26 protein-coding genes are annotated in these 24,798 nt (G+C 72.1%); 13 read left to right on the top strand and 13 right to left on the bottom strand.

From position 1 onward, the window contains the following. Window positions 1-3: 3 nt before the first annotated feature. The gene (locus tag GQ466_RS32605; protein WP_161101305.1) at window positions 4-1,101 is read right to left on the bottom strand and encodes a cytochrome P450; all 1,098 of its coding nucleotides are present in this window, start codon (window positions 1,099-1,101) and stop codon (window positions 4-6) included. A gap of 244 nt (window positions 1,102-1,345) precedes the next feature. Between GQ466_RS32605 and GQ466_RS03550 the strand changes: the two genes are divergently transcribed. The 3 genes from GQ466_RS03550 to GQ466_RS03540 are packed head-to-tail and all read left to right on the top strand — an operon-like array spanning window position 1,346 to window position 3,542. Continuing rightward, the gene (locus GQ466_RS03550; protein WP_161101304.1) at window positions 1,346-2,281 is read left to right on the top strand and encodes a DMT family transporter; all 936 of its coding nucleotides are present in this window, start codon (window positions 1,346-1,348) and stop codon (window positions 2,279-2,281) included. Beyond that, entirely contained in the window at window positions 2,278-2,748 is a 471-nt protein-coding gene (locus tag GQ466_RS03545) for an Lrp/AsnC family transcriptional regulator (RefSeq protein ID WP_202419952.1), read from the top strand. Before GQ466_RS03550 ends, GQ466_RS03545 begins: the two co-directional genes overlap by 4 nt. Next, window positions 2,745-3,542, top strand: coding sequence for a GDSL-type esterase/lipase family protein (locus GQ466_RS03540; RefSeq protein ID WP_161101303.1), 798 nt, complete (start codon window positions 2,745-2,747; stop codon window positions 3,540-3,542). The genes GQ466_RS03545 and GQ466_RS03540 overlap by 4 nt, the downstream gene beginning before the upstream one ends. Here GQ466_RS03540 and GQ466_RS03535 read toward each other — a convergent pair. Together GQ466_RS03535 and GQ466_RS03530 are read right to left on the bottom strand one after the other, a co-directional pair. Further along, window positions 3,511-3,888, bottom strand: coding sequence for a PPOX class F420-dependent oxidoreductase (locus GQ466_RS03535; protein WP_161101302.1), 378 nt, complete (start codon window positions 3,886-3,888; stop codon window positions 3,511-3,513). The genes GQ466_RS03540 and GQ466_RS03535 overlap by 32 nt on opposite strands. A 12-nt stretch (window positions 3,889-3,900) precedes the next feature. After that, window positions 3,901-4,494 (bottom strand): dihydrofolate reductase family protein, encoded by a 594-nt coding sequence (locus GQ466_RS03530; RefSeq protein WP_161101301.1) that lies wholly within the window; start codon window positions 4,492-4,494, stop codon window positions 3,901-3,903. 88 nt (window positions 4,495-4,582) lie between these two features. Here GQ466_RS03530 and GQ466_RS03525 point away from each other — a divergent pair, with 88 nt between their 5' ends. Continuing rightward, on the top strand, window positions 4,583-5,035 hold the full coding sequence (locus GQ466_RS03525) for a winged helix-turn-helix transcriptional regulator (RefSeq protein ID WP_161101300.1): 453 nt from the start codon (window positions 4,583-4,585) through the stop codon (window positions 5,033-5,035). Here the strand turns inward: GQ466_RS03525 and GQ466_RS03520 are convergent. Both GQ466_RS03520 and GQ466_RS03515 read right to left on the bottom strand, forming a co-directional pair. Further along, on the bottom strand, window positions 5,032-5,346 hold the full coding sequence (locus GQ466_RS03520) for a hypothetical protein (protein WP_161101299.1): 315 nt from the start codon (window positions 5,344-5,346) through the stop codon (window positions 5,032-5,034). The genes GQ466_RS03525 and GQ466_RS03520 overlap by 4 nt on opposite strands. Before the next feature lie 21 nt (window positions 5,347-5,367). Next, window positions 5,368-6,390: a zinc-dependent alcohol dehydrogenase family protein gene (locus tag GQ466_RS03515; protein ID WP_161101298.1), complete on the bottom strand. Its 1,023-nt coding sequence runs from the start codon at window positions 6,388-6,390 to the stop codon at window positions 5,368-5,370. 124 nt (window positions 6,391-6,514) lie between these two features. Here GQ466_RS03515 and GQ466_RS03510 point away from each other — a divergent pair, with 124 nt between their 5' ends. Further along, a complete protein-coding gene (locus tag GQ466_RS03510) occupies window positions 6,515-7,366 on the top strand; it encodes a helix-turn-helix transcriptional regulator (RefSeq protein WP_161101297.1) in 852 nt (283 codons plus the stop codon). Here GQ466_RS03510 and GQ466_RS03505 read toward each other — a convergent pair. Then, a complete protein-coding gene (locus tag GQ466_RS03505) occupies window positions 7,363-8,265 on the bottom strand; it encodes a LysR substrate-binding domain-containing protein (RefSeq protein ID WP_161101296.1) in 903 nt (300 codons plus the stop codon). The two genes, GQ466_RS03510 and GQ466_RS03505, sit on opposite strands and share 4 nt — an antisense overlap. Before the next feature lie 113 nt (window positions 8,266-8,378). Here GQ466_RS03505 and GQ466_RS03500 point away from each other — a divergent pair, with 113 nt between their 5' ends. The 4 genes from GQ466_RS03500 (at window position 8,379) to GQ466_RS03485 (ending at window position 12,772) form a co-directional block, all read left to right on the top strand. Beyond that, window positions 8,379-9,218 carry an alpha/beta fold hydrolase gene (locus tag GQ466_RS03500; protein WP_237417585.1) on the top strand — a complete coding sequence of 280 codons (840 nt, stop codon included), beginning with the start codon at window positions 8,379-8,381 and terminating at the stop codon, window positions 9,216-9,218. Then, on the top strand, window positions 9,205-9,927 hold the full coding sequence (locus GQ466_RS03495) for a methyltransferase domain-containing protein (protein WP_161101294.1): 723 nt from the start codon (window positions 9,205-9,207) through the stop codon (window positions 9,925-9,927). Before GQ466_RS03500 ends, GQ466_RS03495 begins: the two co-directional genes overlap by 14 nt. A 260-nt stretch (window positions 9,928-10,187) precedes the next feature. Next, entirely contained in the window at window positions 10,188-10,607 is a 420-nt protein-coding gene (locus GQ466_RS03490; RefSeq protein ID WP_161101293.1) for a hypothetical protein, read from the top strand. Then, complete coding sequence (locus tag GQ466_RS03485; RefSeq protein ID WP_161101292.1) at window positions 10,604-12,772, top strand: tetratricopeptide repeat protein; 2,169 nt, start codon at window positions 10,604-10,606, stop codon at window positions 12,770-12,772. Before GQ466_RS03490 ends, GQ466_RS03485 begins: the two co-directional genes overlap by 4 nt. A gap of 76 nt (window positions 12,773-12,848) precedes the next feature. Here GQ466_RS03485 and GQ466_RS03480 read toward each other — a convergent pair whose 3' ends face one another. The 3 genes from GQ466_RS03480 to GQ466_RS03470 are packed head-to-tail and all read right to left on the bottom strand — an operon-like array spanning window position 12,849 to window position 15,634. Then, the gene (locus tag GQ466_RS03480) at window positions 12,849-13,649 is read right to left on the bottom strand and encodes an LOG family protein (RefSeq protein WP_161101291.1); all 801 of its coding nucleotides are present in this window, start codon (window positions 13,647-13,649) and stop codon (window positions 12,849-12,851) included. Between the two features lie 47 nt (window positions 13,650-13,696). Continuing rightward, complete coding sequence (gene dapE / locus GQ466_RS03475) at window positions 13,697-14,752, bottom strand: succinyl-diaminopimelate desuccinylase (protein ID WP_161101290.1); 1,056 nt, start codon at window positions 14,750-14,752, stop codon at window positions 13,697-13,699. Between the two features lie 48 nt (window positions 14,753-14,800). Continuing rightward, window positions 14,801-15,634 (bottom strand): 2,3,4,5-tetrahydropyridine-2,6-dicarboxylate N-succinyltransferase, encoded by an 834-nt coding sequence (locus GQ466_RS03470; RefSeq protein ID WP_161101289.1) that lies wholly within the window; start codon window positions 15,632-15,634, stop codon window positions 14,801-14,803. Between the two features lie 44 nt (window positions 15,635-15,678). Between GQ466_RS03470 and GQ466_RS03465 the strand changes: the two genes are divergently transcribed. Continuing rightward, a complete protein-coding gene (locus GQ466_RS03465; RefSeq protein WP_337193302.1) occupies window positions 15,679-16,542 on the top strand; it encodes a hypothetical protein in 864 nt (287 codons plus the stop codon). Here the strand turns inward: GQ466_RS03465 and GQ466_RS03460 are convergent, their stop codons facing one another. Continuing rightward, window positions 16,543-17,139, bottom strand: a complete 597-nt coding sequence (locus GQ466_RS03460; RefSeq protein WP_161101288.1) for a helix-turn-helix domain-containing protein — start codon at window positions 17,137-17,139, stop codon at window positions 16,543-16,545. Window positions 17,140-17,267: 128 nt separating this feature from the next. On the opposite strand from GQ466_RS03460, the gene GQ466_RS03455 reads away from it, so the two are divergent. From GQ466_RS03455 to GQ466_RS03445, 3 genes are read left to right on the top strand one after another with little or no spacing between them, the layout of a single operon-like run. Further along, window positions 17,268-18,758, top strand: coding sequence for an NCS1 family nucleobase:cation symporter-1 (locus GQ466_RS03455; RefSeq protein ID WP_161101287.1), 1,491 nt, complete (start codon window positions 17,268-17,270; stop codon window positions 18,756-18,758). After that, complete coding sequence (locus GQ466_RS03450) at window positions 18,755-19,462, top strand: aspartate/glutamate racemase family protein (protein WP_161101286.1); 708 nt, start codon at window positions 18,755-18,757, stop codon at window positions 19,460-19,462. The genes GQ466_RS03455 and GQ466_RS03450 overlap by 4 nt, the downstream gene beginning before the upstream one ends. Before the next feature lie 42 nt (window positions 19,463-19,504). Beyond that, entirely contained in the window at window positions 19,505-21,352 is a 1,848-nt protein-coding gene (locus tag GQ466_RS03445) for a CocE/NonD family hydrolase (protein WP_161101285.1), read from the top strand. A 58-nt stretch (window positions 21,353-21,410) separates the two neighbouring features. Here the strand turns inward: GQ466_RS03445 and GQ466_RS03440 are convergent, their stop codons facing one another. The 3 genes from GQ466_RS03440 to GQ466_RS03430 form a co-directional block, all read right to left on the bottom strand. Then, entirely contained in the window at window positions 21,411-22,682 is a 1,272-nt protein-coding gene (locus GQ466_RS03440) for a PucR family transcriptional regulator (RefSeq protein ID WP_337193301.1), read from the bottom strand. A gap of 474 nt (window positions 22,683-23,156) precedes the next feature. Continuing rightward, the gene (locus tag GQ466_RS03435) at window positions 23,157-23,963 is read right to left on the bottom strand and encodes a MerR family transcriptional regulator (RefSeq protein ID WP_161101284.1); all 807 of its coding nucleotides are present in this window, start codon (window positions 23,961-23,963) and stop codon (window positions 23,157-23,159) included. Between the two features lie 180 nt (window positions 23,964-24,143). After that, window positions 24,144-24,617, bottom strand: coding sequence for an SCP2 sterol-binding domain-containing protein (locus GQ466_RS03430; protein ID WP_161101283.1), 474 nt, complete (start codon window positions 24,615-24,617; stop codon window positions 24,144-24,146). Between the last annotated feature and the right edge of the window lie 181 nt (window positions 24,618-24,798).

The raw sequence follows: 24,798 nt of genomic DNA, 5'->3' as shown, positions 1-24,798 counted from the left end.
ACCCTAGGGACGGGTGGCCGGCTGGGGCTCTTTGCGGAGGCGGGACGGGAGGCGTTCGATCGCGCCGGACGGCGAGCAGGTCGGGGACGCCGCGGGTTCTATGCGCAGGCCCTGTTCGACCAGGTGCTCCAGGAAGAGGCGGGTCTGCAGCCGGGCCAGGGGGGCGCCGAGGCAGGCGTGGGTGCCCCAGCCGAAGCCCAGGTGGTCGTTCGGCGTGCGGTCGCCGACGAAGCGGTCGGGGTCGGCGAAGACGGTCTCGTCGCGGTTGCCGGAGCAGAACCACAGGACGACCTGCTGACCTGCGCGGATGCGGCGGCCGTGCAGTTCCACGTCGCACGTCGCCGTGCGGCCCGTCGACAGCACCGGGGACGTCCAGCGGACCATCTCCTCGACCATGGCGGGGATGCGGGACGGGTCCCGGACGACGGCCGTCCACTCGTCCGGATGGCGGTGCAGCGCGACCATGCCGCCCGCGAGCAGGTGGCGCGTCGTCTCGTTTCCGGCGACGAGCAGGCGCGGGTAGTAGCCGTCCAGCTCGTCCCGGGACAACGGGAGGCCGTCGATCTCCGCCCTGGTCAGCGCGGTGACGATGTCCTCGCGCGGTGACCGGCGGCGCTCGTCCTCCAGGTCGCGGAAGTAGTCGCGGAGCGCGGCGCGGGCGCGGGCGGCGGGCTCGGGCGCGGCGTCCTCGGCGGCGAGCGCGTTCGTCCAGGCGAGCAGGTCCTCGCAGTCCTCGGCGGGCGCGCCGACCAGGCGGCCGAGCACCAGCAGCGGCAGCCGGGCGGCGAGGGCGGACACGAAGTCGAACGGCTCACCGTCCGGCAGGACGTCGATCAGGGCGTCGATCATCCCGCGCGTCTCGGCGGCCAGTTCCGCCACCTCGAACGGCCGGAAGTGCGGGAGGACGAGGCGCCGCACCCCCTCGGGCCCGCCGCCCGCGAGCGAGGCGAACGTGGCGCGGTCGGCGGCCACCGCGCGGATGTCGGCGTGGCGGGTGATCGACCAGGCGCCGGTCCCGGGGTTCCAGTGGACGGGATCGGTCCGGCGCAGCCGGCGGAAATGCTCGTGGTCCGTCAGATCGACGTTCGGCTGGTCGGACACCGACGCTCCCTCATGCGGATTGACCGAATGGCTGGGTCTGACTAACACCCAGGATGTCAGTGAAGACGCATGTTGAGTACCCCTCGTCCACATCGTGGACTGTCCAACTGCACGACTGCGCAGAATTCGGCGATCAGAGGCGATCACCGAACGATATTTGGCAGTCGAGCCAAAACAACGGCCGTGGCCGAACGGAATTCATCGTCCGTCGCATTATCGCCGGGCCTTTCCTAGGGTCGCGGACATGAGACGACCCGTCCCCCGGCCGAACGGCGCCGCATTCGTCCTGGCCGCCGCCGTCCTGTGGGGCACCGTGGGTCCCGCGCAGGTCTGGGCGGACACCGGGGACGACCCCGTCGCGCTCGGCGCCGCGCGGATCCTGATCGGCGGCCTGGTCCTCGCCGTCGTCGCCGCCCGGTCGCGCGCCGGACTGAGGCCGCTCGCCCGCCGCGACGTCTGGCCGTGGCTGCTGCTCGCCGCGCTCGCCACCGCCGCCTACCAGGCCGGATTCATGTTCTCGGTGAGCCGGACGGGCGCCGCGCTCGCCACGGCGGTCGCGCTCGGCATGGCTCCGGTGGCGACGGGCGCGTTCGCCCGGCTGCTCGGCGGCGACCGGCCGGGCCCGGGCTGGACGGCGGGCACGCTCGGCGCGGTCGCGGGCTGCGCGCTGCTGCTCGCGCCGGGCGCCGGACGCGTCGACACCGCGGGGATCGTCCTCGGGATCGTCTCCGGCGCCTGCTACGGCCTCTACACGGTGGCGGCCAAGCGCCTCACCGAGCGGCGCGTCCCGATGTCCGCCGCCGTCAGCGCGACGCTGCTGGCGGGCGGGCTGGCGATCAGCCCGGCGCTCGTACGTCGTCCGCCCGCGCCGGACGGCCCGGGCCTGGCGCTGCTGGCCTGGCTCGGCGTGGCCGCGACGGCGGCGGCCTACCTGCTGTTCGTCGCGGGCCTGGAGCGGGTCCTGGCGAGCACGGCGGGGACGCTGAGCCTGGCCGAGCCGCTGGTCGCCGCCGTCCTCGGCCTGGCCGTGCTGGGCGAGCGGGTGACGGCCGCCTCCGGCGCGGGGCTGGCGCTGCTGGTCGGCGGGCTCGCGGTCGTCAGCACCGGCGGGAAGGGCCGACGAGACGGCCCGGTACGCTCACGCGTTGACGTCTCGTTCGACGAGAGGCCCCGAACATGAAAGTGGATGCGACCGATCGCCGACTTCTGCGCGCTCTGCAGCGGGACGCGCGGGCGAAGAACCGGGACCTCGCGGCGGTGGCGGGCGTGTCGCCGTCGACCGCGCTGGAACGCGTCCGCGCGCTGCGCGAGCGGGGCGTCATTCGCGGCTATCGCGCCGAACTCGATCTGGCGGCGATCGGACGGCCCGTCCAGGCGCTGATCGCGGTGCGGATCCGGCCGCCGTCCCGACCGGTCATCGAGGGTTTCCGGGAATGGGCGGCGGCGCTTCCCGAGACGATCGGGCTGTTCGTCACCAGCGGTTCCAGCGATTTCCTCGTCCATGTCGCGGTGCCCGATCCCGACGGCCTGTACGCGTTCGTCATCGACCGGCTCACCGAGCGCCGTGAGGTCGCGGACGTCCAGACCTCGATGGTCTACGAGCACGTCCGCACCCCGCACATCGACCCCGCGCCGGACCGCCCGTGACGGCCTACGTCGCACTCGGCAGTTCGTTCGCCGCCGGGCCGGGGATCCGCCCGCTGGCGCATCGCGGCGCGCTGCGCTCGGCGCGCAACTACCCGCACCTGGTGGCGCAGGCGCTCGCGCTGCCGCTCGTGGACGCCACCGCGTCGGGCGCGACGACCGATCACCTGCTGACCGATCCGCAGCGGACGGTCGCCGGGACGCTCCCCGCCCAGATCGGCGCCGTCACCGCCGCCGCCCGGCTCGTGACGATCACGGCGGGCGGCAACGACGCGGGGTACCTCGGCGCGCTGACCAAGCGCGCCCTGGCGAACGCCGCGCTGCGCCGCTGCCCGGGCCTCCCGAGGCGGCGGCTGCGCGAACGGATCCCGCCGATTCCGACGGCGGAGCGGTGCGGCGCGGTGGCCGGGGCGCTGGCGCGCGTCGTGACCGCCGTGCGGGAACACGCGCCCGAGGCGCGGATCGTGCTGGTCGACTACCTGCCGATCCTCGCCGCGCACGACGTCGGCCTGCCGCTGGACGCCGACGAGACGCGCCGGTTCCGCGCCGCCGCCACGGCCCTGGCGGCGGCGTTCGCCGAGGCCGCGACGGCGACCGGCGCGGACCTCGTCCGGGCGTCGGCGGCGGGCGAGGGCCATGAGGTCGGCACGTCCGAACCGTGGGTCACCGGAATGTCCCTCGGCGTTCCGTTCACCGGCGGACCGATCCCCTTCCATCCCAACGCGGACGGAATGGCGGCCGTGGCCCGTCTCGTCGTGGACCACGTCAGCCGACGCTCTGCCGCTCCGGCTCGATGAGGGCGACGACGCGTTCCTCGTCCCTGGCGTAGGGGCGGCCGATGTACTTCATCGCGATGCGGTCGACGATCTCCCAGCCCGCGTCGCCGTCCAGCCATTCGACGACCCGGCCCCGGACGATCACCGGCCGGAACGGGTCGTCGGGCGGCGTGAGGGACAGCGCGACGCGGGGGTCGCGGCGCAGGTTGCGCGCCTTCTGCGACTGCGGGCCGGTGAGAATGACGATGTGGTCGCCGTGCGTCCCGATCCAGAGCGGGATGCTGTGCGGCGCGCCGTCCGGCAGGACGGTGGCGAGGTGGGCCAGCGCGGTGCCGTCGAGAATGCGGCGGACGTCGGGGTTCAGCATGGTTCCTTCTCCTTAGTTCTCTACGGCGTAGTGCAGGTGGGTGACGCCGGGCGCCGGGACGGCCTCGATCAGCCGCAGGCGGACGTGCGCGGGCAGTTCCCGGAAGAACGGGCGGCCTCCGCCGAGCAGGACGGGCACCTGGTGCAGGACGACCTCGTCCACCAGCCCTTCCGCCAGCGCCTCGGTCGCGACGACGCCGCCCATCAGGCCGACGTCCTTGCCCCCGGCGAGCTTGCGGGCGACGGCGATCGCGTCCCGGATGCCGGTCGTGACGAGCGTCTGACGCTCGGACACGCCGGGCACCGGTTCGTGGCTGAGCACGACCAGCTCCGCGCCCGGATGGGGACTTCCGCCGCCGAACCCGTCGGAGTCCTCGTAGGTGGCGCGGCCCGCGACGACCGCGCCGACGCGTCCGGCGAGGGCGTCGAAGACCCGCGCGCTCGGCGCGCTCAGCCGGAAGCCGTCGAACACGCCGCTGGCGGCGTCGCCGTCGAAGTACCAGTCGAACAGCGTCCCGGCGTCGCCGAGCCCGCGGCCCGGACCGGCGTCGCGGCCGGTGATGTAGCCGTCGACCGAGACCGCGTGCGCGGCCATGACCTTGCTCATCCCGTCCTCCTTTGAGTTCCTTGAAGAGACTCCGTGACCGTAGCAGAGATGAGTTCCCTAAGGGAACCCCAAGGGTTAGGCTGGTTCCATGCAACGCACGAACTTCGGGGCGATGGCCTGCTCCATCGCGCGGACGCTCGACGTGATCGGCGAGCCGTGGTCGCCGCTGATCCTGCGCGACGTCTGGGTCGGGATGAACCGGTTCGACCAGCTCCAGGCCGATCTCGGGATCTCCCGCAAGGTGCTGACCGAACGGCTCGCGCACCTCGTCGGCCAGGGCGTGCTGGAACGCCGTCCGTACGACGCGCGCCCGCGCTACGAGTACCACCTGACGGAGAAGGGCACCGAGCTGGTCGACCTGCTCATGGTGATGACGCGGTGGGGTGACAGATGGCTGGCGGGCGAGGCGGGGCCGCCCGTGCTCTACCGGCACCGCGCGTGCGGCGAGATCACTGCCGTGGACCTGCGCTGCCCGCACTGCGGGGCGCCGATGCACGCGGGCGACGTCGACCTGCTGCCCGGCCCCGGCGCGGCGGGCTAGCCCGCGTAGGTGAAGTCCCCGGCCATCGACCACCGGCCGGAGGGCTGCTTCTCGAACCGGTAGGCCGCGCCCGTCAGGCCGGTCCCGGCGCGCTCGTGCGCGTCGGCCAGCCGGCAGGCGGCCTCCAGCAGCTCGTCGGACGGCAGCATGAGCGGCCGGGTGCCGGACGTCACGGTGACGCACGGCAGCCCGGACCGCCCGATCTCGATCGTCAGGTGCGCGACGCCGTCGTCCTCGCTCAGCTCGCGGAGGACGAGCCCGCCGAGCGCGACGTCCAGGGCCTTCTGCTCATCAAGGTCGACCGACGGCATACGCCCCATCATGCCGTCCCGTCACGGGCGCAGGAGGGACTTGACGGCGCGGCGCTCGTCCATCGCCCGGTACGCCTCGGCGGCGTCCTCCAGCGGCAGGGCGAGGTCGAACACCCTGCCCGGGTCGATCCGCCGGTTCCAGATCAGGTCGATCAGCTCCGGCAGGAAGCGGCGGACGGGCGCGGGGCCGCCGTGCAGGTGGACGGCCGAGAAGAACAGCTCGTTCCCCGGGATCTCCACGTCGTGCGCCACCCCGACATACCCGACATGCCCGCCGGGCCGCGTCGCGCGGATCGCCTGCATCATCGACTCCTGCGTGCCGACCGCCTCGATCACGCCGTGCGCGCCGAGCCCGCCGAGCAGGTCCTTGAGCGCGGCGACGCCGGCGTCGCCGCGGTCGGCGATGACGTCGGTCGCGCCGAACTCGACGGCCAGCCTGCGCCGGTCGGCATGGCGGCTGAACACCACGATCCGTTCCGCGCCCAGCTCCCGCGCGGCGAGGACGCCGAGCAGCCCGACCGCGCCGTCCCCGACGACCGCGACCGTCCGGCCGGGTCCCGCGGCGGCGGCGACGGCGGCGAACCAGCCGGTGCCGAGCACGTCGGACGCGGTCAGCAGCGACGGCACGAGGTCCGCGTCCGGCGGCCCGGGCGTGGCGACCAGCGTCCCGTCGGCCAGCGGGATCCGCGCATATTCCGCCTGCGTACCGATCGCCCCGATCGGCACGGCGTGGACGCAGCGGGACTGGTAGCCGGCCCGGCAGATCTCGCAGGTGTTGTCCGACGCGAAGAACGAGCCGACGACGAAGTCCCCGGGCTTCACGGTCCGCACGTCCGCGCCGGTCTCCTCGACCACGCCGACGTACTCGTGGCCCATCGGCGCCGGGCCCGCGCTCTTGTCGACACCCCGGTACGGCCACAGGTCCGAGCCGCACACGCACGCCGCCGTGACGCGGAGGATCGCGTCGGTCGGCTCGACGATCTCCGGGTCCGGGCGCTCCTCGACGCGGACGTCGCCGGGTCCGGTCAGCACTACTCCACGCATGGGTCTCCTTCCGTACGGGACGCGGTCCATGCAACCCGTGCGGCCCGGCCCCGGGGAGAGTCCGCCGTTCCAGGGGTTGACAGCACCCCCCTCGCCCGGCGCGCCGCCTCGTAGCCTGGACGACATGGATAACCGGGACGACATCCGCGAGTTCCTGACCTCCCGCCGGGCCAGGATCACCCCGCAGCAGGCCGGGCTGCCCGTCTACGGGACGAACCGGCGCGTCCCCGGCCTGCGCCGCGAGGAGGTCGCGCTGCTCGCCGGGGTGTCGATCGACTACTACACGCAGCTGGAGCGGGGCAGGCTGGCGGGCGCGTCCGAGTCCGTCCTGGACGCCGTCGCCCGCGCCCTGCACCTGGACGACGCCGAGCGCTCACACCTGTTCGACCTCGCCCGCACCGCGAACACCCCGGCCCGTCCGCGCCGCAAGCCCGCGCCGAAGGTCCGTCCCGGCCTCCAGCGGCTGATCGACGCGTTGGTCGACGCCCCGGCGATGATCCGCAACGGCCGCATGGACCTCCTGGCCGCCAACCGCCTGGGCCGCGCGATGTACGCGCCCATCTTCCAGAGCGCCGGCACGCCGAACGTCGCCCGCTTCCAGTTCCTGGACCCGGCCGCCGCCGATTTCTACACCGACTGGGAAACCGCGGCCGACATCACCGTCGCGCTCCTGCGCACCGAAGCCGGACGCGACCCCTACGACCGCAACCTCACCGACCTCATCGGCGAACTGTCCACGCGCAGCGACGCGTTCCGCACGCGGTGGGCGCAGCACAACGTCCGCATCCATCACACGGGCACCAAGTCGTTCCACCACCCGGCCGTCGGCGACCTGACCCTCGACTACGAATCCATCGCGCTATCGAACGACCACGGCCTCAACCTCACCGTCTACACCGCGACGCCCGGCTCCTCCAGCGCCGACGCCCTCCACCTCCTGGCGAGCTGGGCCGCTCCGGCTCCCGCCGAGGGCTAGTCCGTCACCGGCGGCGCGAGTTCGGCCGCGACCTGGACGGCGATCTCGACGGCGTGGGCGGCGAGCGGGGATCGGGTGCGGCCGGCGGGCCAGTGCAGGTAGATCTCCCGAGGCGGCGGGGACGGCCGTAGTTCGTGGACGCGCAGCCTGTCGTCGGAGGCCACGTCGGCGCCGCGGATCGCGAGCCAGGGCAGCACGGCCGATCCGAGGCCCGCGCGCACCATCGACAGCAGCGTGTCGTTGATCGCCGAGCGGAACACGACCTGCGGCCGGGCGCCGCCCCGGGCGAGCGCCTGTTCCATCTCGGGCTGGTCGCACGTCAGCGGCCACGCCACCATCGGGACGCCGTCGAGGCGGGACAGCGTTACCGGGCCGTCGGGGAACGTTCCTTTGGCCGCCACCAGGAGGTACGGGTCGTCCAGGAGCTTGCGGGACTCGACGTCGCCGTCGATAGGGCCGTCGTAGAACAGAAGGTCCAGGTCACCGATCTGCGGCTGTTCGGGTTCCTCTTCGGACAGCCTGATGTCGCAGCCGGGGTGCTCGGCGCGCAGGCGGCGCACGATCGACGGGAGGATGACGGTCGACACGCTCTGGAACGTGCCGATGTCGATCCGGCCGTCGCCTGCCCGGAAGCGCTCCACGGCGCGGGCCAGTGCGTCCGCGTCCGCCAGCAGGGTACGGCCCCGGTCGAGGACCACCGAGCCGAGCGGCGTGAGCCGCACCGGGCGCGGACCGCCCGGCCGGTCGAACACCGGGCCGCCGAGGGCGCGTTCCAGTGCGGCGATCTGCTGGCTGACCGTCGACTGGGTGTAGCCGAGGCGGACGGCCGCGCGTCCGAACGAGCCCTCTTCGGCGATCGCGACCATCGCGGCGAGGTGGCGCAGCTCGACGTCCTTCACGCGCCTCAGCCTAGTGATCGTTGTTGGCGATCGAGGTGATCGCAAATCATCGCTGTTCACGATGGACTCGCCGCCCCTAGCGTGAGCCGGGACCACGACCGATGGAGAGTTGTATGCAGATCGCCGTCGACGGCGCCGAACTATGCGTCGAGACGTTCGGGGAGCGGACGGACCCGGCAGTCCTGCTCGTCGCCGGATCGTCCGCCTCGATGCTGTGGTGGGACGCCCGGTTGTGCGAACGCATCGCGGCGGGTGGACGGTACGTCGTCCGCTACGACCACCGCGATACCGGCCGCTCGACCGCCTATCCGCCGAGCGCGCCCAAGTACTCGTTCACCGACCTGGCGCTCGACACGCTCGGCATCCAGGACGCGCTGGGCATCGAACGCGCTCATCTGGTGTGCCAGTCGATGTTCGGCGGGATCGGGCTCATCCTCGGCGTGGACCATCCCGACCGGGTCGCGTCGTTGACGTTCGTGTCGGCCTCGACCGGCGCGGACGACCTTCCACCGCCGTCCGGCGACCTGAAGATGCCGGACGAGCCGGACCTTTCCGACGCGTCCGCCGTGATCGAATACGTCGTCGCAGGCGCCGAGGCGTACGCAGGCGGCTCCCCGCACTTCGACGCGGCGGCGACGCGGGACCTGGCCGAACGCGACGTGGCGCGAGCGCGGAACTACGCGTCCACGCTGGTCAACCACTACGCCATCGACGTCGAAGGCCCGTCGCGCGGCGGCTTCGGCGACATCGCGGCGCCGACGCTCGTCGTCCACGGCGACCGCGACCCGTTCCTGCCGCTGCCGCACGGCGAGGCGCTGCGCGACGCGATCCCCAGCGCGGAGCTGCTGGTGCTGGAAGGCGCGGGACACGACGTCCCCGAACCGGTGTGGGACGCCTTCGTACCGGCCCTGCTGCGCCACACGCGAGAGAACGTGCGCCGTGTTCGACTATGACGCCGAACTCGTCCACTACCACGCGCGCCTCCAGGACGCACTGCACGTCCAACCCGGCGACCATGTCCTCGACATCGGCTGCGGCACCGGCCTGACCACCCGCGACGCGGCCCGCGCGGCGTCACCGGGCACCGCGCTCGGCGTAGACGTCTCCGCGCCGATGCTGGCTCAGGCACGTCACCTTGCCGAAGGTCTCGACAACGTCGCCTTCGTGCAGGCCGACGCGCAGACCCACGCCTTCAAGCCCGGACATTTCACCCTGGCCGTCAGCCGGTTCGGCACGATGTTCTTCCGCGACCCGGTCGCCGCGTTCACCAACATCGGACGCGCATTGCGTCCGAACGCACGTTTCGTACAACTGGTCTGGCAGCCTGGCGACCGCCAAGAATGGCACACGGCCCTGTTCGGCGGACGACCGTCACCCGCCTTCTCTCTAGCCGACCCGAACGTCGCAACAGGCGTCCTCAACGCGGCGGGCTTCGACACACTGGACGTCGCCGACCTGCACGAACCCGTCTGCTACGGCCCCGACGCCGAGCGCGCGCAAGCCGCCGTCCGCCACCTGTGGGCGGCGCAGGACCTGGACGAACGCGCCCACGACCGACTCCGCGCGACCCTCAAGGCACACGACACCGGCGACGGCGTCTGGTTCGATTCCCGCGCCTGGCTGATCACCGCCCGCCGCCGCCCAGACGCCGCTCCCCACTGACCGGACACCGACACGGACGAGCCGCAGGCCGCCGGGCGGCGAAGCCAGACAGCGGACTCCAGCAGGCCAAAGACCCGGTCGGCGTCAACGGCGATGACACAGGTGATCTCGCTCGTCGGGACGCAGGGTCTGCGTTCGTTGTCGGCAGATGCGGGACTTTGTGGCCGGGTGCGGCAAAGGGGCGATGGGTTGCGGAGTGCCGCGGGACGATTGGTGTAAGGCGGGTGCGCCGCCGGTCTTCTGCGTTGCGGGGAGGCGTGATGGGCGGTCGGCGGGGGCAGGCGTGGGCGGCTGCGGCGGGGGTCGGCGTCGGCGCGGTGGTGAATGTGGCCACGGGGATGCTGACGCAGCGGTGGGGGTTGGCGTGGCTGGCGGCGTCGGTGGCGTTCGTGGTGGTGGGTGGTGGTCTGCTGGGCTGGCTGACCTACCGGGCCACACCGGAGCCGGAGCCGGCTCGCCCGGTCGGGCGGGTGGTGGCGTCCGGCGACGGTGCGATCAGTGCGGGCGGCTCGGTGACCGGGTCTTCGACCAGGGTGACACACCCGCCCTCAGACAGCCCGCAAGCGGCCCCGCGACCGGGTCCGGGGGTCTACGCGTCGGGGCCGGGGGCGATCGCGGCCGGTGGTGATGTGGCCGATTCGCGCACCGAAGTCACCCGGGACGACCCGGCGGCGCCGTGATCTGGCGCAGGAACCGCCGTCCCCCCGACCGGGAGGCTGCCAGCGAGGACGCAGGGCTGCCGAGCTGGCGGGTGGAGGCGGCCGGTGCCGGGGCGATCGCCGCCGGAGGAGATGTGATCGGCTCGCCCACGCACGTGGGCGATGTGTATCAGGCGGTTCCGCTGCCCCGCGCCGAAGAGGTCGACCCACCGCCGTGGGCGCCGCCGCAGCTTTCCTCGTATACGGGGCTGTTCGTAAGGCGGGGCGGGAAGCTGGCCGAGCTGGATTCGGCGTTGCGGGGTCCGGGCGGTGCGGTGGTGCAGGCGGTGCACGGGTTGGGCGGGGTGGGCAAGAGCACGCTGGCCGCGCACTGGGCGCACCGCCATGCCGCCGAGCACACCCTTACCTGGTGGATCACCGCCGACACCCCGGCGAACCTCACCGAGGGCCTGGCCGGACTGGCGGGAATGCTGGTCCCGGACATGACCCGCACCACCCCCGTGGCAGTCCCGGTGGAAGACCGGGCGGCGTGGGCGCGGCGCTGGCTGGCCACCCACACGGGCTGGCTGGTGGTGCTGGACAACGTCGCCCACCCCGCCGACGTGGCCGGGCTGGTGACCGGCGCCCCGCGCGGACGGTTCCTGATCACCAGCCGCCTACGCGAAGGCTGGCACGACCTGGGTGCGGCGCTCATCGAACTGGATGTGCTGAGGCCACCCGAAGCACACGAACTCCTGACCGAAATCGTCACCACCGACCGGGCCGACGCCGACCTCACCGGGACCGCCGCGCTGTGCGCCGAACTGGGGTACCTGCCACTGGCGGTCAAACAGGCCGGCGCCTTCATCCGCCAGACGCGGCTGTCCCCAGACGACTACCTGGAACTGCTGCGCGCCGACCCGGCGCTGATCTACGACCAGGCCGCGCGCGGCAGCGACGCCGAACAGACCATCGCCCGGATCTGGCGCCTCACCCTCGACAACCTCACCCCACTGGCGCGAGAACTACTGCGCGTCCTTGCATGGTGGGCACCACAAGACATCCCCCGAACCCTGCTCACCCCGCTCGCCGACCCCGCGACGCTGGCTGCGGCGCTGGGCGACCTGGCCGCCTACAGCATGATCACCCTCAACACCGAAACGATCACCGTCCACCGCCTGGTCCAAGCCATCGCCCGCACCCCCGACCCCCGCACGCCCGAACAAAACGGCGACCCCCACCGCCGACCCGCCGACATCCACACCGCCTGCCACGCGGCCACCGACCTGCTCAGCCGGGCGCGCCCCACCAACCCCTACGACCTGGCCGGATGGCCCACCTGGCGCACACTGCTCCCACACGTAGACGCCCTCACACAGCGCACCACACCCGACAGCGACACGCCCACCACCAGCCGACTTCTCGACCACGCCGCCATTTTCCTGCAAGTCCAAGGCGCGCTGGCACGCGCCATCAGCTACTTCGAACGCGCCTTCATCAGCGATCAGCGCCTGCATGGCCTCGACCACCCGGACACGCTGATCTCCGGCAACAACCTCGCCCTCGCCTACCAGGAGGCGGGAGAGCTGGACCGGGCGATTCCGCTGCACGAAACGACTCTGGCCGACCGTGAACGAGTGCTGGGCAGCGACCACCCCGACACTCTCATCGCCCGCAACAACCTCGCGAACGCGTACCAGGACGCGGGAGACCTGGACCGGGCGATCGCGCTGCACGAAACGACTCTGGCCGACCGTGAACGAGTGCTGGGCGACGACCACCGCCACACCCTGCTCTCCCGCAACAACCTCGCGAACGCGTACCAGGACGCGGGAGATCTGCGCAGGGCGATCGCGCTACACGAGGCCACCCTGGCAGATTATGAGCGGGTGCTGGGAGGTAACTACGCCGAAACTTTGACCTCCCGTAACAACCTCGCCCGCGCCTACCAGGAAGCAGGGGACCTGCGCCGGGCGACCACGCTGCACGAGGCGAACTTGGCCGACTGCGAGCGGGTACTGGGCGGCGACCACCCTTGCACCCTGCTCTCCCGCAACAACCTCGCCGCCGCCTACCGGATGGCGGGGGACTCGGGACGGGCGATCTCGCTGTGCGAGGCCGCCCTGAACGACTGCGAGCGGGCGCTGGGCAGCGACCATCCGCTCACCAAACTCGTGCGGGCGAATCTAGAAGGGGTCCGCCGGTAGGAGCCCGGTCTTGGAGGAGCGGATGCGGTTCACCGGGCAGACGGCGGGGCGGCCTTGCTTCCGCGAATTGCGTCGGTCAGGAGCTCTCTTCGGCGGCGGTCTCGGCTTGGGCGCGGGCTTCGATCATGGCCTGTTCGGCCTTGGCGTGGGCGTCTACGACGATCTGGACGGCTTCCTCGGGGGTGTCGGTGAGGTGCAGGAGTTTAGGGTCGTCCACCGAGACCAGGCCGCGGGTCAGGAGGGTTCCGTTGATCCAGTCGACCAGGGGCTGCCAGAACTCGCGGCCGACCAGGACGATCGGGAAGCGCGTGATCTTGCCCGTCTGGACGAGCGTGACGGCCTCGAAGAGTTCGTCCAGGGTGCCGAAGCCGCCGGGCAGCACGATGAACGCCTGCGAGTACTTGACGAACATCGTCTTCCGCACGAAGAAGTAGCGGAACTCCAGGCCCACGTCGATGTGGTCGTTGAGCTTCTGCTCGAACGGCAGCTCGATCCCGAGCCCGACCGACAGCCCGCCGTCCTCGTCGCAGCCCTTGTTCGCGGCCTCCATGATCCCCGGGCCGCCGCCGGTGATCACGGCGTAGCCCGCGCGGTGCAGCCGCGCGCCGATCTCGACGGCGAGGTCGTACTCCGGCGAACCGGGACGGATCCGGGCGCTGCCGAACACGCTGACCGCCTTCGGCAGCTCGGCGAGGAGCCCGAAGCCCTCCACGAACTCGGCCTGGATGCGCAGCACGCGCCACGGGTCGGCGTGCAGCCAGTCCGAGGGGCCGCGGCTGTCCAGGAGCCGCTGGTCGGTGGTGGTCTGCGGGACGGCGCGGCCCCGCAGCGTCGCGGGTCCCTGCCGGCGCGTCCCGGGCTCGGTCTCAGATGCCATGAGATCACCGTAGCCGGACCGGACGGGGCGTAACGGTGAATCCGCCGTCACGCCAGCCAGGCGAGCAGGCGACGTTCGCATTCCCCGATCAGCGGGATCTCGACGGATTCCTCGCGCGTGTGGGCGAGCGTCGGTTCGCCGGGCCCGTAGTTCACGGCGGGGACGCCCAGGGACGCGAAGCGCGCGACGTCCGTCCAGCCGAGCTTGGCGCGGACCTCCGCGCCGCTGGCGGCGACGAACGCGGCGGCGGCCGGGTGGGTGAGGCCGGGACGGGCGGCGGGCGCGGCGTCCACGACCGTCACGGCGTACCCGGCGAAGACGGACCGCAGATGCGCCTCGGCGTCCGCCACGGACTTGTCGGGCGCGAACCGGTAGTTCACGGTGACGACGCATTCGTCCGGAATGACGTTGCCCGCGACGCCGCCGCGCACGAACACCGCGTTCAGGCCCTCGCGGTACTCCAGCCCGTCCACCACGGGACGCGACGGCGAGTACGCGCGCAGCACGTCCAGGATCCCGCCCGCCGCGTGGATCGCGTTGGACCCCATCCAGGCGCGGGCGCTGTGCGCGCGGGCGCCGGTCGCGGCGACCTCGACGCGCATCGTCCCCTGGCAGCCGCCCTCGATGAGCCCGCCGGTCGGCTCCAGCAGGACGGCGAAGTCCCCGGCGAGCAGGTCGGGACGCCGCGCGGCGAGCCGCAGCAGCCCGTTGCGCTCCGCCTCGACCTCTTCGCACTCGTAGAACACGTACGTGAGGTCGCGCGACGGCGCGGTCAGCTCCGCCGCCAGCCGGAGCTGGACGGCGACGCCGCTCTTCATGTCCGACGTCCCGCACCCGTACAGCCGGGTGCCCTCGACGCGGGACGGCAGGTTCGCGTTCACCGGCACGGTGTCCAGGTGCCCGGCGAGGACGATCCGCTCCGCGCGGCCGAGGGACGTCCGGGCGACGATCGTGTCGCCGTCCCGGTCCACGGTGAGGTGCGGCAGCGCGCGCAGCGCCGTCTCCACCAGGTCGGCGAGGTGCCCTTCGGCGCCGCTGACGGATTCGACGTCCACGAGCGCGGCCGTCAGGGCGGCGGCGTCCGAGCTGAGATCGAGGCCCATGGACGGCAAGGGTAACGGGACGGGGCCGCGCCGCCCCGTCCCGCCAGGTCAGGTGTCGAGACCGTGGTCGCGCAGGATCCCGTTCAGCGCGGCCTTGTCGTGCCGCTGCCCCGGGTCGAGGCGCTTGAGGACGAGCACGGCGGGCAGCCCGAACGACCCGCCCGCGAACTCCTTGATGCGGGTGCCGCCGACGGCGACGCACCAGTCCGGGACGCGGCCCCGGCTGATCTCCTCGCCCGTCTCGACGTCGATGACGGGCATGGACGCCGACAGGTTCGTCCCCGAGCCGATCACCGCGCCGACCCCGACCCGCGCGCCCTCGACGATCATCGAGCGGCTGCCGATCATGGCCTCGTCCCCGATGACGACGGGCTTGGCGTTCGGGGGCTCCAGCACGCCGCCGATCCCCACACCACCGGAAAGGTGGACGTTCTTCCCAATCTGCGCGCACGACCCGACCGTGGCCCAGGTGTCCACCATCGTCCCGGAGTCGACATAGGCCCCGATGTTGGTGAACGACGGCATCAGCACGACGCCGGGCGCGAGGTAGGAGCCCCAGCGGGCGATGGCGCCGGGCACCACGCGGACGCCGTCCAGCCGCGTCTTCAGCGGGATGCGGTCGTGGTAGCGGAAGTCGCCGACCTGCGCCTGCACCATCCCGAGCACCTTGAAGCTCAGCAGGATCGCGCGCTTGGCCCGCTCGTCCACGACGACCTCGTCGGACGCGTCGACGTGGGCGACCCGCGCCTCCCCGCTGTCGATCTGGTCGACGGCGACGACCACGGCGGCGCGCGCGTCGGCGTCGTCGGGCGTGAGGCCGGCGCGCTTCTCCCACAGCTCGTCGATGACGGACGCGATCGGGCTGGTGAACGTTTCGGTCATGACCCCTGAGCTTAGTGGTGGCCCGATCCCGGTACGGTCGTCGCGTGGCTGCATCGGAGGGGCGGTTCCGGCGCTGGCGGTGGCCCGCCGTGGGTCTCGCCGTCGTGCTCGTGCTCGGCGTCGGCGCGTACGTGGGTTTCCAGCGGTTGCGGCCGTACCTGCACGGGACGAGCTGCGAGGTCCACACGTCCCTCGGCAACCAGACGCTGGACGTCGACCAGGCCGCGAACGCCGCGACGATCGCGGGCGTCGCGTTCCGCAAGCAGCTCCCCGAGCGCGCCGCGGTGATCGCGTACGCGACGGCGTACCAGGAGTCGCGGCTGACGAACCTCGCGGGCGGCGACCGCGACTCGGTGGGCATGTTCCAGCAGCGTCCGTCGCAGGGGTGGGGCAGCCCGGAGAAGCTGCGCGACCCCGTCCAGTCCACGAGCAAGTTCTTCGACGCGCTCGTGAAGGTGAAGGACTACCTCGACCTGGACCTGCACGACGCGGCGCAGGAGGTGCAGCGCAGCGCGGACGGCACCGCCTACGCCCAGCACGAGGACCTGGGCAAACTGCTCGCGGCGGGCTTCACCGGACGCGAGCTGGCCGCCGTCCGGTGCTGGTACCCGCCGAACCGGGAGGTCCCCGAGCGGCGCGCGGACGCGATCCGCGAGCTGCGCCGCACGTTCGGCAGCCGGCTGCGGGTGCTGACGGCCGCGCAGGGCTCGCCCGCCCCGGCGGCGGACGCGGTGAAGGTCGGGACGCGCCGCTCCGGCTGGGCGGTCGCGGCGTGGGCGGTGACGCACGCCAAGGCGTTCGGGCTGCGCGAGGTGCGGTTCGACGGACGGCGCTGGACGTCGCACGCGGGCCACGACGGCTGGACGCAGGACGACGGCGCCAAGGCCGACCGGGTGGTCATCCGCTGATCAGGGGTGGACGATCAGCCAGGTCGCGACGGCGGTCGCCGTGGCGGACCGGTTCCCGATCAGGTGCGGACGGTCGCACGGGAACGTGATCGAGTCGCCGGGGCCGAGCGCGACGAACTCCGTCTCGAACTCGATGGTCAGTTCGCCCGCGGTGACCGTCCCGACCTCGTAGCCCTCGTGCCGCAGCAGCTCGCCGTGGACGTTCGCCCGCGCGCCCGGCGGATAGGTCGACTCGAAGAACTCGACGCCCGGCGTCGGGACGGGCGACAGCCGCCGGAACGTCACGCCGCCCGCGAGGCGCAGCGGGGCGACCTCGAAGGAGCGGCGGACCGCGAACCGGTGCGGCGGCGCGGCGGCGGGCGGGGCCACCGGGTCGAAGACCTCCGCGAGCGGGACGCCGAGCACCGTGACGTAGCTGATGAGGCGGCCGACGGACGGGCGCATCGTGCCGCGCTCGATCTGCGACACCGCGCTCGGCGAGATCCCGAGGTCGCGCGCCACCGAGCGCAGTGAGCGGCCGGAACGCTCGCGCAGTTCGCGCAGGCGCGCGCCGAGCGCCGCCGCGTCCAGCGCGGTCAGATCCGGTTCAGCGGTCATGCGGGGGTTCCGGGCTCCGTCACACGGGTTTTACATCGCCGAAATTTCGGGCCGCCTGTGCAGGCATAGGTTCACCCTATCCGTTAAGCGATCACTTAACGGCACCGGCTCGCACGCAAGGAATCGCCATGCCCGACAGCGCATCGGCCACCGAGGCCGTCCGGCCGCCGGAACCCGTCTACGACCCGCGGCTGACCAACGAGGATCTCGCTCCACTGCGCGAGCAGAACTGGTCCGCCTACAACATCTTCGCCTTCTGGATGTCCGACGTGCACAGCGTCGGCGGCTACGTCACCGCGGGCAGCCTGTTCGCGCTCGGTCTCGCGAGCTGGCAGGTGCTCGTCGCGCTGCTCGCGGGCATCGTCATCGTGCAGTTCTTCTGCAATCTGGTCGCGAAGCCGAGCCAGGTCGCCGGGGTGCCGTTCCCCGTCATCAACCGGGCCGTTTTCGGGGTGCGCGGCGCGAACGTCCCGGCGGTGATCCGGGGGCTCATCGCGATCGCGTGGTACGGCGTCCAGACCTATCTGGCGTCGCAGTCGCTCATCATCATCTTCCTGAAGTTCTGGCCGTCCACGGCGAGCTGGAACGAGCACACGTTCCTCGGGCTTCCCGCGCTCGGCTATATCGCCTACGCCGTTCTGTGGGTGGCGCAGGCGGCGGTCTTCTGGAAGGGCATGGAGGCCATCAAACGGTTCATCGACTGGGCCGGGCCCGCCGTCTACCTGGTGATGATCGTGCTCGCCGTCTACCTCGTGTCCAAGGCGGGCTGGGGGAACATCAGCTTCAACCTGTCGCAGGGCAAGCACCTGGACGTCACGCACTCGATCACGACGATGCTCAGCGCGGTCGCGCTGGTCGTCTCCTATTTCTCGGGGCCGATGCTCAATTTCGGCGACTTCTCGCGGTACGGGAAGTCGTTCGACGCGGTGAAGCGCGGGAACCTGCTCGGCCTGCCGGTGAACTTCCTGTTCTTCTCGATTCTGACGGTCGTCACGGCGTCCGCGACCGTGCCGGTGTTCGGGGAGCTGATCACCGACCCGATCCAGACGGTCGAGAAGATCGACACGACGTTCGCGATCCTGCTCGGCGGGCTCACGTTCGTCATCGCGACCGTCGGCATCAACATCGTCGCGAACTTCATCTCGCCGGCGTTCGACTTCTCCAACGTCAGCCCGCAGAAGATCTCCTGGCGGACCGGCGGAATGATCGCGGCGGTCGGCTCGGTGCTGCTCACGCCGTGGAACTGGTATTCCAACCCGACCGCGATCCATTACACGCTGGATCTGCTCGGCGCGCTCATCGGCCCGCTGTTCGGCGCACTTATCGCGGGCTATTACGTCGCGGGACGGCAGCAGGTCGTCGTGGACGACATGTTCACGCTGGAACCGTCCGGGCGGTACTGGTTCCGCAACGGCTACAACCCGAACGCGGTATGGGCGCTGATCGCGGGCGGAGTTCCGGCGATCGTCGCGGTGCTCGTCCCGAAGGCGCTGCTCGACCTGGACGTCACGACGTTCGACGTCACCTGGATCTCCGACTACTCCTGGTTCATCGGCTGCGGCCTCGGGTTCGTCGCGCTGGCCGTGCTGGAGCGGCGGCGGCCGATGATCGGCGCATGATCCGGATCACGCTGGTCAACCCGAACACCACGCGGGCGATGACCGAGGCCGCCGGGCGCGCGGCGCGGGCGGTCGCGGCGCCCGGGACGGTGGTCACGGCCGTCGAACCCGCGACGGGACCGGCGGCGGTGGAGAGCCACCACGACGCGGCGCTCGCCGTCCCGGGTGTGCTGGCGGAGGTCGCGGCGGCGCCGGACGCGGACGGGTTCGTTCTCGCGTGCTTCGGCGACCCCGGGCTGGACGCGGCGCGCGAGGTCGCGTCCGGCCCGGTCGTCGGGATCGCCGAGGCCGCGCTGCACACCGCGACGCTGCTCGGCCGCGGGTTCAGCGTGGTGACGACGCTCCCCCGCATGATCGGCCGGACGGAGGAATTGGTGCGGCGGTACGGGTGCGCGGACGCGTGCCGAGGCGTCCGCGCGTGCGACGTGCCGGTGCTGGACGTGTCCGGCTCGTACGACGCCGTCCTGGACGCGTGCGCGGCGGCGCTGGCGGCGGACGGCTCGGACGTCCTCGTCCTCGGCTGCGCGGGCATGGCGGAACTCGCGGCGGCGGTGTCGGCCGAACTCGGCGTCCCGGTGGTGGACGGGGTCGCCGCCGCGACCAAGCTCGTGGAGGGGCTGGTCGCGCAGGGCCTGCGGACGAGCCGCCGGAGCGAGTACGCGCCGGTGCCGGGCCTCGTACGGGCGCTTTCGAAGGAACATTGATGTCTGTTAATCTCGCGGCGCTGACTTCCAGGGAGCCGCGACATGCGCAGCAGACTCGCCGTCCTCATCGCCGCCGTCCTCCTGCTCGCCACCGCCGGCCCGGCGCCCGCCCGCGCCGCCGCGCCGGGCGAGTACGGGATCAGCGTGCGGCGCAACCTGACGATCAGGCTGCACGACGGGACGACCCTGCGCGCCGACGTCCACTCCCCCGCCGACCCGGCCACCGGCAAGCCCGTCGCCGGACGGTTCCCGGTGATCATCGGGTTCACGCCGTACGGGAAGACGCCGTCCGCGCTGGCGGGCGGCGCGGGCACGGGCGGGTTCAACCCGGACCTCGTCAAGCACGGCTACATCGCGGCGGTCGTGGACGTCCCCGGCACCGGCGGGTCCGAGGGCAAGTTCGATTTGTTCAGCCCGGCGGAGGCCAGGGCGGGCGCGCAGGTCGTCCGGTGGGCGGCGCGGCTGCCCGGCAGCGACGGCAAGGTGGGGATGCTCGGGCTGTCCTACGTGGCGATCGACCAGCTTTTCACCGCCGCCGAGGTCGGGCCGAACTCGCCGCTCAAGGCGATCTTCCCGATGGCCGCGACCGCCGACCCGTACCGCGACCTGTTCACGAGCGGCGGCGCGCTGAACGTCTTGTCGCCGCTCGGCCTGGTGTTCGGGTACGGGGTGACGCGCACGCTGACGCCGTTCCTGGAGCTGCCGCTCGACCCCGCGACCGCGCTGACGCTCGCCTACCAGCACCTCGTGCAGGCCGGGCCGTTCGAGCTGACGATGGCGCGGGACATGCTCACCAACGGGTCCCGGCGCTACTTCGACGCGTGGTGGAAGGAACGCGCGCCCGATCGTCTGCTGTCGCGGATCGTGGCGAACGGCGTCGCGGTCTACCTCGTGGGCGGTCTGTACGACGTGTTCCAGCGCGGGGAGCCGCAGCTGTACAGCGGGCTGCAGAACGCGGCGGCGGGACGTCCGGTGACGGCGCCGATGAAGCCCGGCCAGCCGGTGTCGTCCAAGTACCAGCTCCTCACCGGGCCGTGGACGCACGGCGGGATGGGCGGCGGTTACGACCTGTCCGCGCTGCAGCTCCAGTGGTTCGACCACTGGCTCAAGGGACGCGACAACGGCATCACCGACACCCGCACGCCCCTGCACGTCGTCGAGCCGGACGGCACCAAGTACTCCACCGCCGCCTACCCGCTCTCCAACGCCCGCCTCCAGCGCCTGTCCCTCCAGCCCGGCGGACGCCTGACGTCGAACGCCCCCGGCTCCGGCCCACGCGACACGATCAAGTACACCCCGCTGTCGGACCCCTGCACGCGCTCCACCGACCAGTTCGCGGCGGGCCTGCTCTCCCAGCTCCTCGAAGGAATCGGGATGCCCGGCGTCTGCACCGGCCCGCAACGCAAACCCACCGCGGGCGACGGCGAACGCACCTACAGCACCGACCCGCTAACCCGTCCCCTGAAGCTGGCCGGCCCGATCGGCGTGACGCTGCGGGCGTCGTCCACCCGTCCCGAAGCCTTGTTCGCCCTGACCCTGGAAGACGTGGCCCCCGACGGCCGCTCCACCGACCTCTCCGGCGGCGCGCAACTGGGCTCTCTGCGCGCCCTGGACCGCACGCGCTCCTGGCCGTCCGGCGATGGCGACTGGCTCAGCCCCTACCACGTGCTGACCAAGGCCTCCCGCCGTCCCGTGAACCCCGGCGAGATGACCCGCTACGACATCGAGGTGCGCCCGACGTTCGCGACCGTCCCCGCAGGCCACCGCCTGCGCCTCCGCGTCGCGACCGCCGACTTCCCGCACCTGGTCCCGCTGGCCGACCTCCCGAACCTCCTCGGCGGCACGTACACCCTCGGCCCGTCCACCCTGACCCTCTCCACCCGCCCCTGAACCCTCAGCCCACGCGTCCCGGACGGAGGCGAGCCTCGGGGCGCATCGTCGGGTGGGTTCAGCGGCGGCGGGTGGGGGCGGGGGGTGAGGTGAACCAGTCGGGGTCGGTGTCGGGGGTGGCGGCGTCGAGCCAGGCGCGCAGGACGATCAGGAACTCCAGGTGCAGGTCGGGGTCGTGGTAGGAGCCCTGGAAGAGTTCGTCCAGGCGGCGCAGGCGGGTGCGGATCGTCTGCGGGTGGACGTGCAGGCGTTCGGCGGCGGCCTGGGCGTTGAAGCTGTGCTCCATCATCGCCTGGAGCGTCTCGGCGTAGGCGTGGCGCTTGCCGGGGCGCAGTTCGTGCAGCGGGGCCAGGCGGCGGGCCGCGATGTGCGTGACCAGCTCGGGGTCCTGGAGGATCACCAGGGCGGGCATGTGGTCGGTCGCGCGGACCAGGCCGGCGCCGGGGAGCCGGCCCTCGCCCGCGAGCGCGAGGGTGCGGCGCGCCCAGGCCAGCGAGCGGGCCGCCCGGGTGACCGTCACGGTCGGGCCGACGGCGGCGGCGCGGCCCGCCAGGGCGGAGGCGAGCTGCGCGGCGCGGCCGGGGCCGTCGGGGTCCGGGACGATCAGGCACGGCTCGGTCAGGTACAGGCCCTCCAGCACGTCGGGCGCGAGGCCCCACGGACGGCGCTGGTCCTCGTCGTCGCCGGACAGCACCACGACCGCGACCGTGCGGGGCAGGTGCCACTGCGCCTGCCGGGCGAGCCGGGCCAGGTCGTCGGCGGCGGGCTCGGTGTCGCCGAGCAGGACGCCGACCAGCGCGCGGCGCGCGCGGTCCAGGTCGTCGGCCTCGTCGCCGCCGCGCGCCTCCGCACGGCCCTGCGCCGCCGCGGCCATGATGCGGTTGACGAACGGGAAGACCTCCTCGATCACCCGTCCGTACGACGCGGTGGAGATCAGGTCCCAGGGCGCGAGGACGCGGGTCAGGTGCCGGACGAGCACCCGCGCGGCGATGTTCACGGCGCTCTGGAGCGTCAGCAGGCTCCGTCCGGCGCGGGTCTCGTCGGCGCCGACGCGGGTGAAGAACCCGAGGACGGCTTCGTCGTCCAGGCCGGGACGGGTGAGGGAGTCGACGAAGTGGCCGATGCCGATGGCGATCGCCAGTTCGAGCCCGTGCTCGAGGTCCTCGGACGCGTACACCGACAGCTCACGGCGGATCGCCTCGGCGGCCTCCCGGCTGATCACCGGCGCCACCTCGGCGAGCAGCGTCGCCGGGCCGTCGCCGGGCGCGCCGGCCCCGGAGACGGCATGGTCGGCGGACCGGACGCCCTCCAGCTCCTGAGTTCCGATCACCACGCAGCACCGCCAATCTATGTTCCATAGATTTATGGACCATACAGTGAAACCACGGACGGGGGCTTGTCAAGAGCCCCCATGAGTGAACCACTCACTCAGTGAGTGCTTCCGTCTCACAGTCTCCGATAGTAAGCCGACGAAACGCCATATTCTCACTGAACGAAGTTCAACTGAGACGCAGCGTTCACATCGCGTGCCGCAGGGCCACGTCCCGCGGAGCCCACGGCACGGCCACCACGTGGGCCGTCGGAACATGAACCGGATTCTCATGTGCCACAGATCGACGGCACGGTCCAAAAACGAGGGTGTAACGCTCCCCGGCGACATGCCGATGAGGGCGTGAAGGGTCCACCGACGCACCGACCGCCAAGGGAGCTCCCGTGACCGGCACCGCCACCGCCGCCCCGCGAACGAAGGGCGGCTCCCCCGGCACCTGCTGACGCGCGGCGCCCCCGGGTCGGGACGACTGCGTCAGGACGACCCGGGATCCTTCGGAGTCAACGGGACCTCCTTGGGCAGAAGGTCGAGGAACATCTCGATCCGGTCGCTGAACGCCGCCTGGATCCGCGCGTGCAGCTCCTGGGCGAGCATCCCCTGGATGGCCTCCATCCCGAGCGGCCGGAGCCGGGCGATGAGCCTGGCGATCTCCGGCAGGTCCTCGCGGGCGGCGAGCTGCGACGGGTCCTCCAGGTCGGCCTGTTTGACGGCGAGGGCGACGAACCGGTCCGCGATCGTGGCGCAGTCCGCGCGCAGGTCCTCGGCGATGTCGTAGATGCTCGTCAGCGAGACGCCGGCGGCGTGCAGTTCCACCCCGACGCGGAACAGCCGCGGGCTCGGCACCTCGAAGCGGTCGCCCGCCCAGCGGATGAAGCCGAGTTCCTCGGCGCGGGCGAGCATCGGGAAGAACTCGGGCGACTTGCCCGCGAAGTCCTCCTCCACGAGGCCGGGCATGAAGATCTCGACGACCTCGGAGATGCTCAGGTACTCCGGCTCCTCCCCCGACCAGGGCTCGGTCAGCACGCGCTCGACGCCCAGCACGTCCGCGAGGTTGTGGCCGCTCTCCCAGGCCGACAGCATCTCCCCGATGCTCGCGAGCGTGAAGCCCCGCTCCTGGAGGTTCCCGATGACGCGGATGCGCGCGAGGTGCGAGTCGTCGTAGTAGCCCGTGCGGCCCTTCATGCGCGGCGGGGGGAGCAGGCCGCGCTCCTGGAACGCGCGCACGTTCCGGACGGTCGTGTCGGCCATGCGCGCGAGATCGTCGATTCGGTAGCTGTCCATACCCGCTTCTGATCTAGGTCGGCGTCGCCGTTGACGACACTCATCCTAGGCACATCGGCGGCCATACCCCACCTGTGCGTGGGCCATGGATGCATGGAAGATACGGGGTGTCCGCCCTGTTCGGCGGGTCCGACGGGCCCGTCCGCACCCGGCGGCGGACGGACCCGGGCACCCGGCCGATCAGATGTTGAACCAGCCGGGGAGCTTGGCGCCCCACATCATGTCGCCGGCCAGCTTGATCTTGCCGCTCATCACGGCCTGGACGCCGGAGAGCTTGCCCGCGCACAGTCGCAGCAGGTCGGCGGCGGTGAGGGTGAGCGTGACGCGCGGCTTGTCGGCCGGGCCGCTGTGCCGCGTGGCCGTGCCGTTCTCCACGACCACGTGGTAGACGTGCTCGGTCCCGTCGACGCGCACGTTCCACTGCACGACGCCGCTCTCGTTGCCCGCGCGCGCCGCGACGAAGTGCCCGGCCATGAGGTCGAACACGCGGTCCAGGAGCCGCTCGGCGCCGATGACGCCGACGAACCCGTTGATCGTGCCCTCATCCGCGCCGGGAGCGTCCAGGATGCCGCGCAGCTCGGCGGGCGACGCGATCTCGTCGAAGAGGGCGTTGACGGCGGCGGTGTCGTTGAGGTCGATCGCGATCTCGGTCATGGGGCTCCTCGTGCAGGCCGGACGGTCGTCCGGGGCCGGGACCGGCGGGACGGCCCCGGTTTCGGGTTCACGGGCGGGCCGGCCGGGCTCCACCCGCGACATGTATATCCCTCCGTTTGACGGCACAAAATGCGATGGCACATAAATTCGCGTCCTGAAACGCTCACCCAACACAAGGCAG

It is taken from the genome of Actinomadura rayongensis, from assembly GCF_009831215.1.
Classification (GTDB): Bacteria; Actinomycetota; Actinomycetes; order Streptosporangiales; family Streptosporangiaceae; genus Spirillospora; species Spirillospora rayongensis.
The sequence above is the reverse complement of the archived record's forward strand: the minus strand, read 5'-3'. Positions and strand labels throughout refer to the sequence as shown.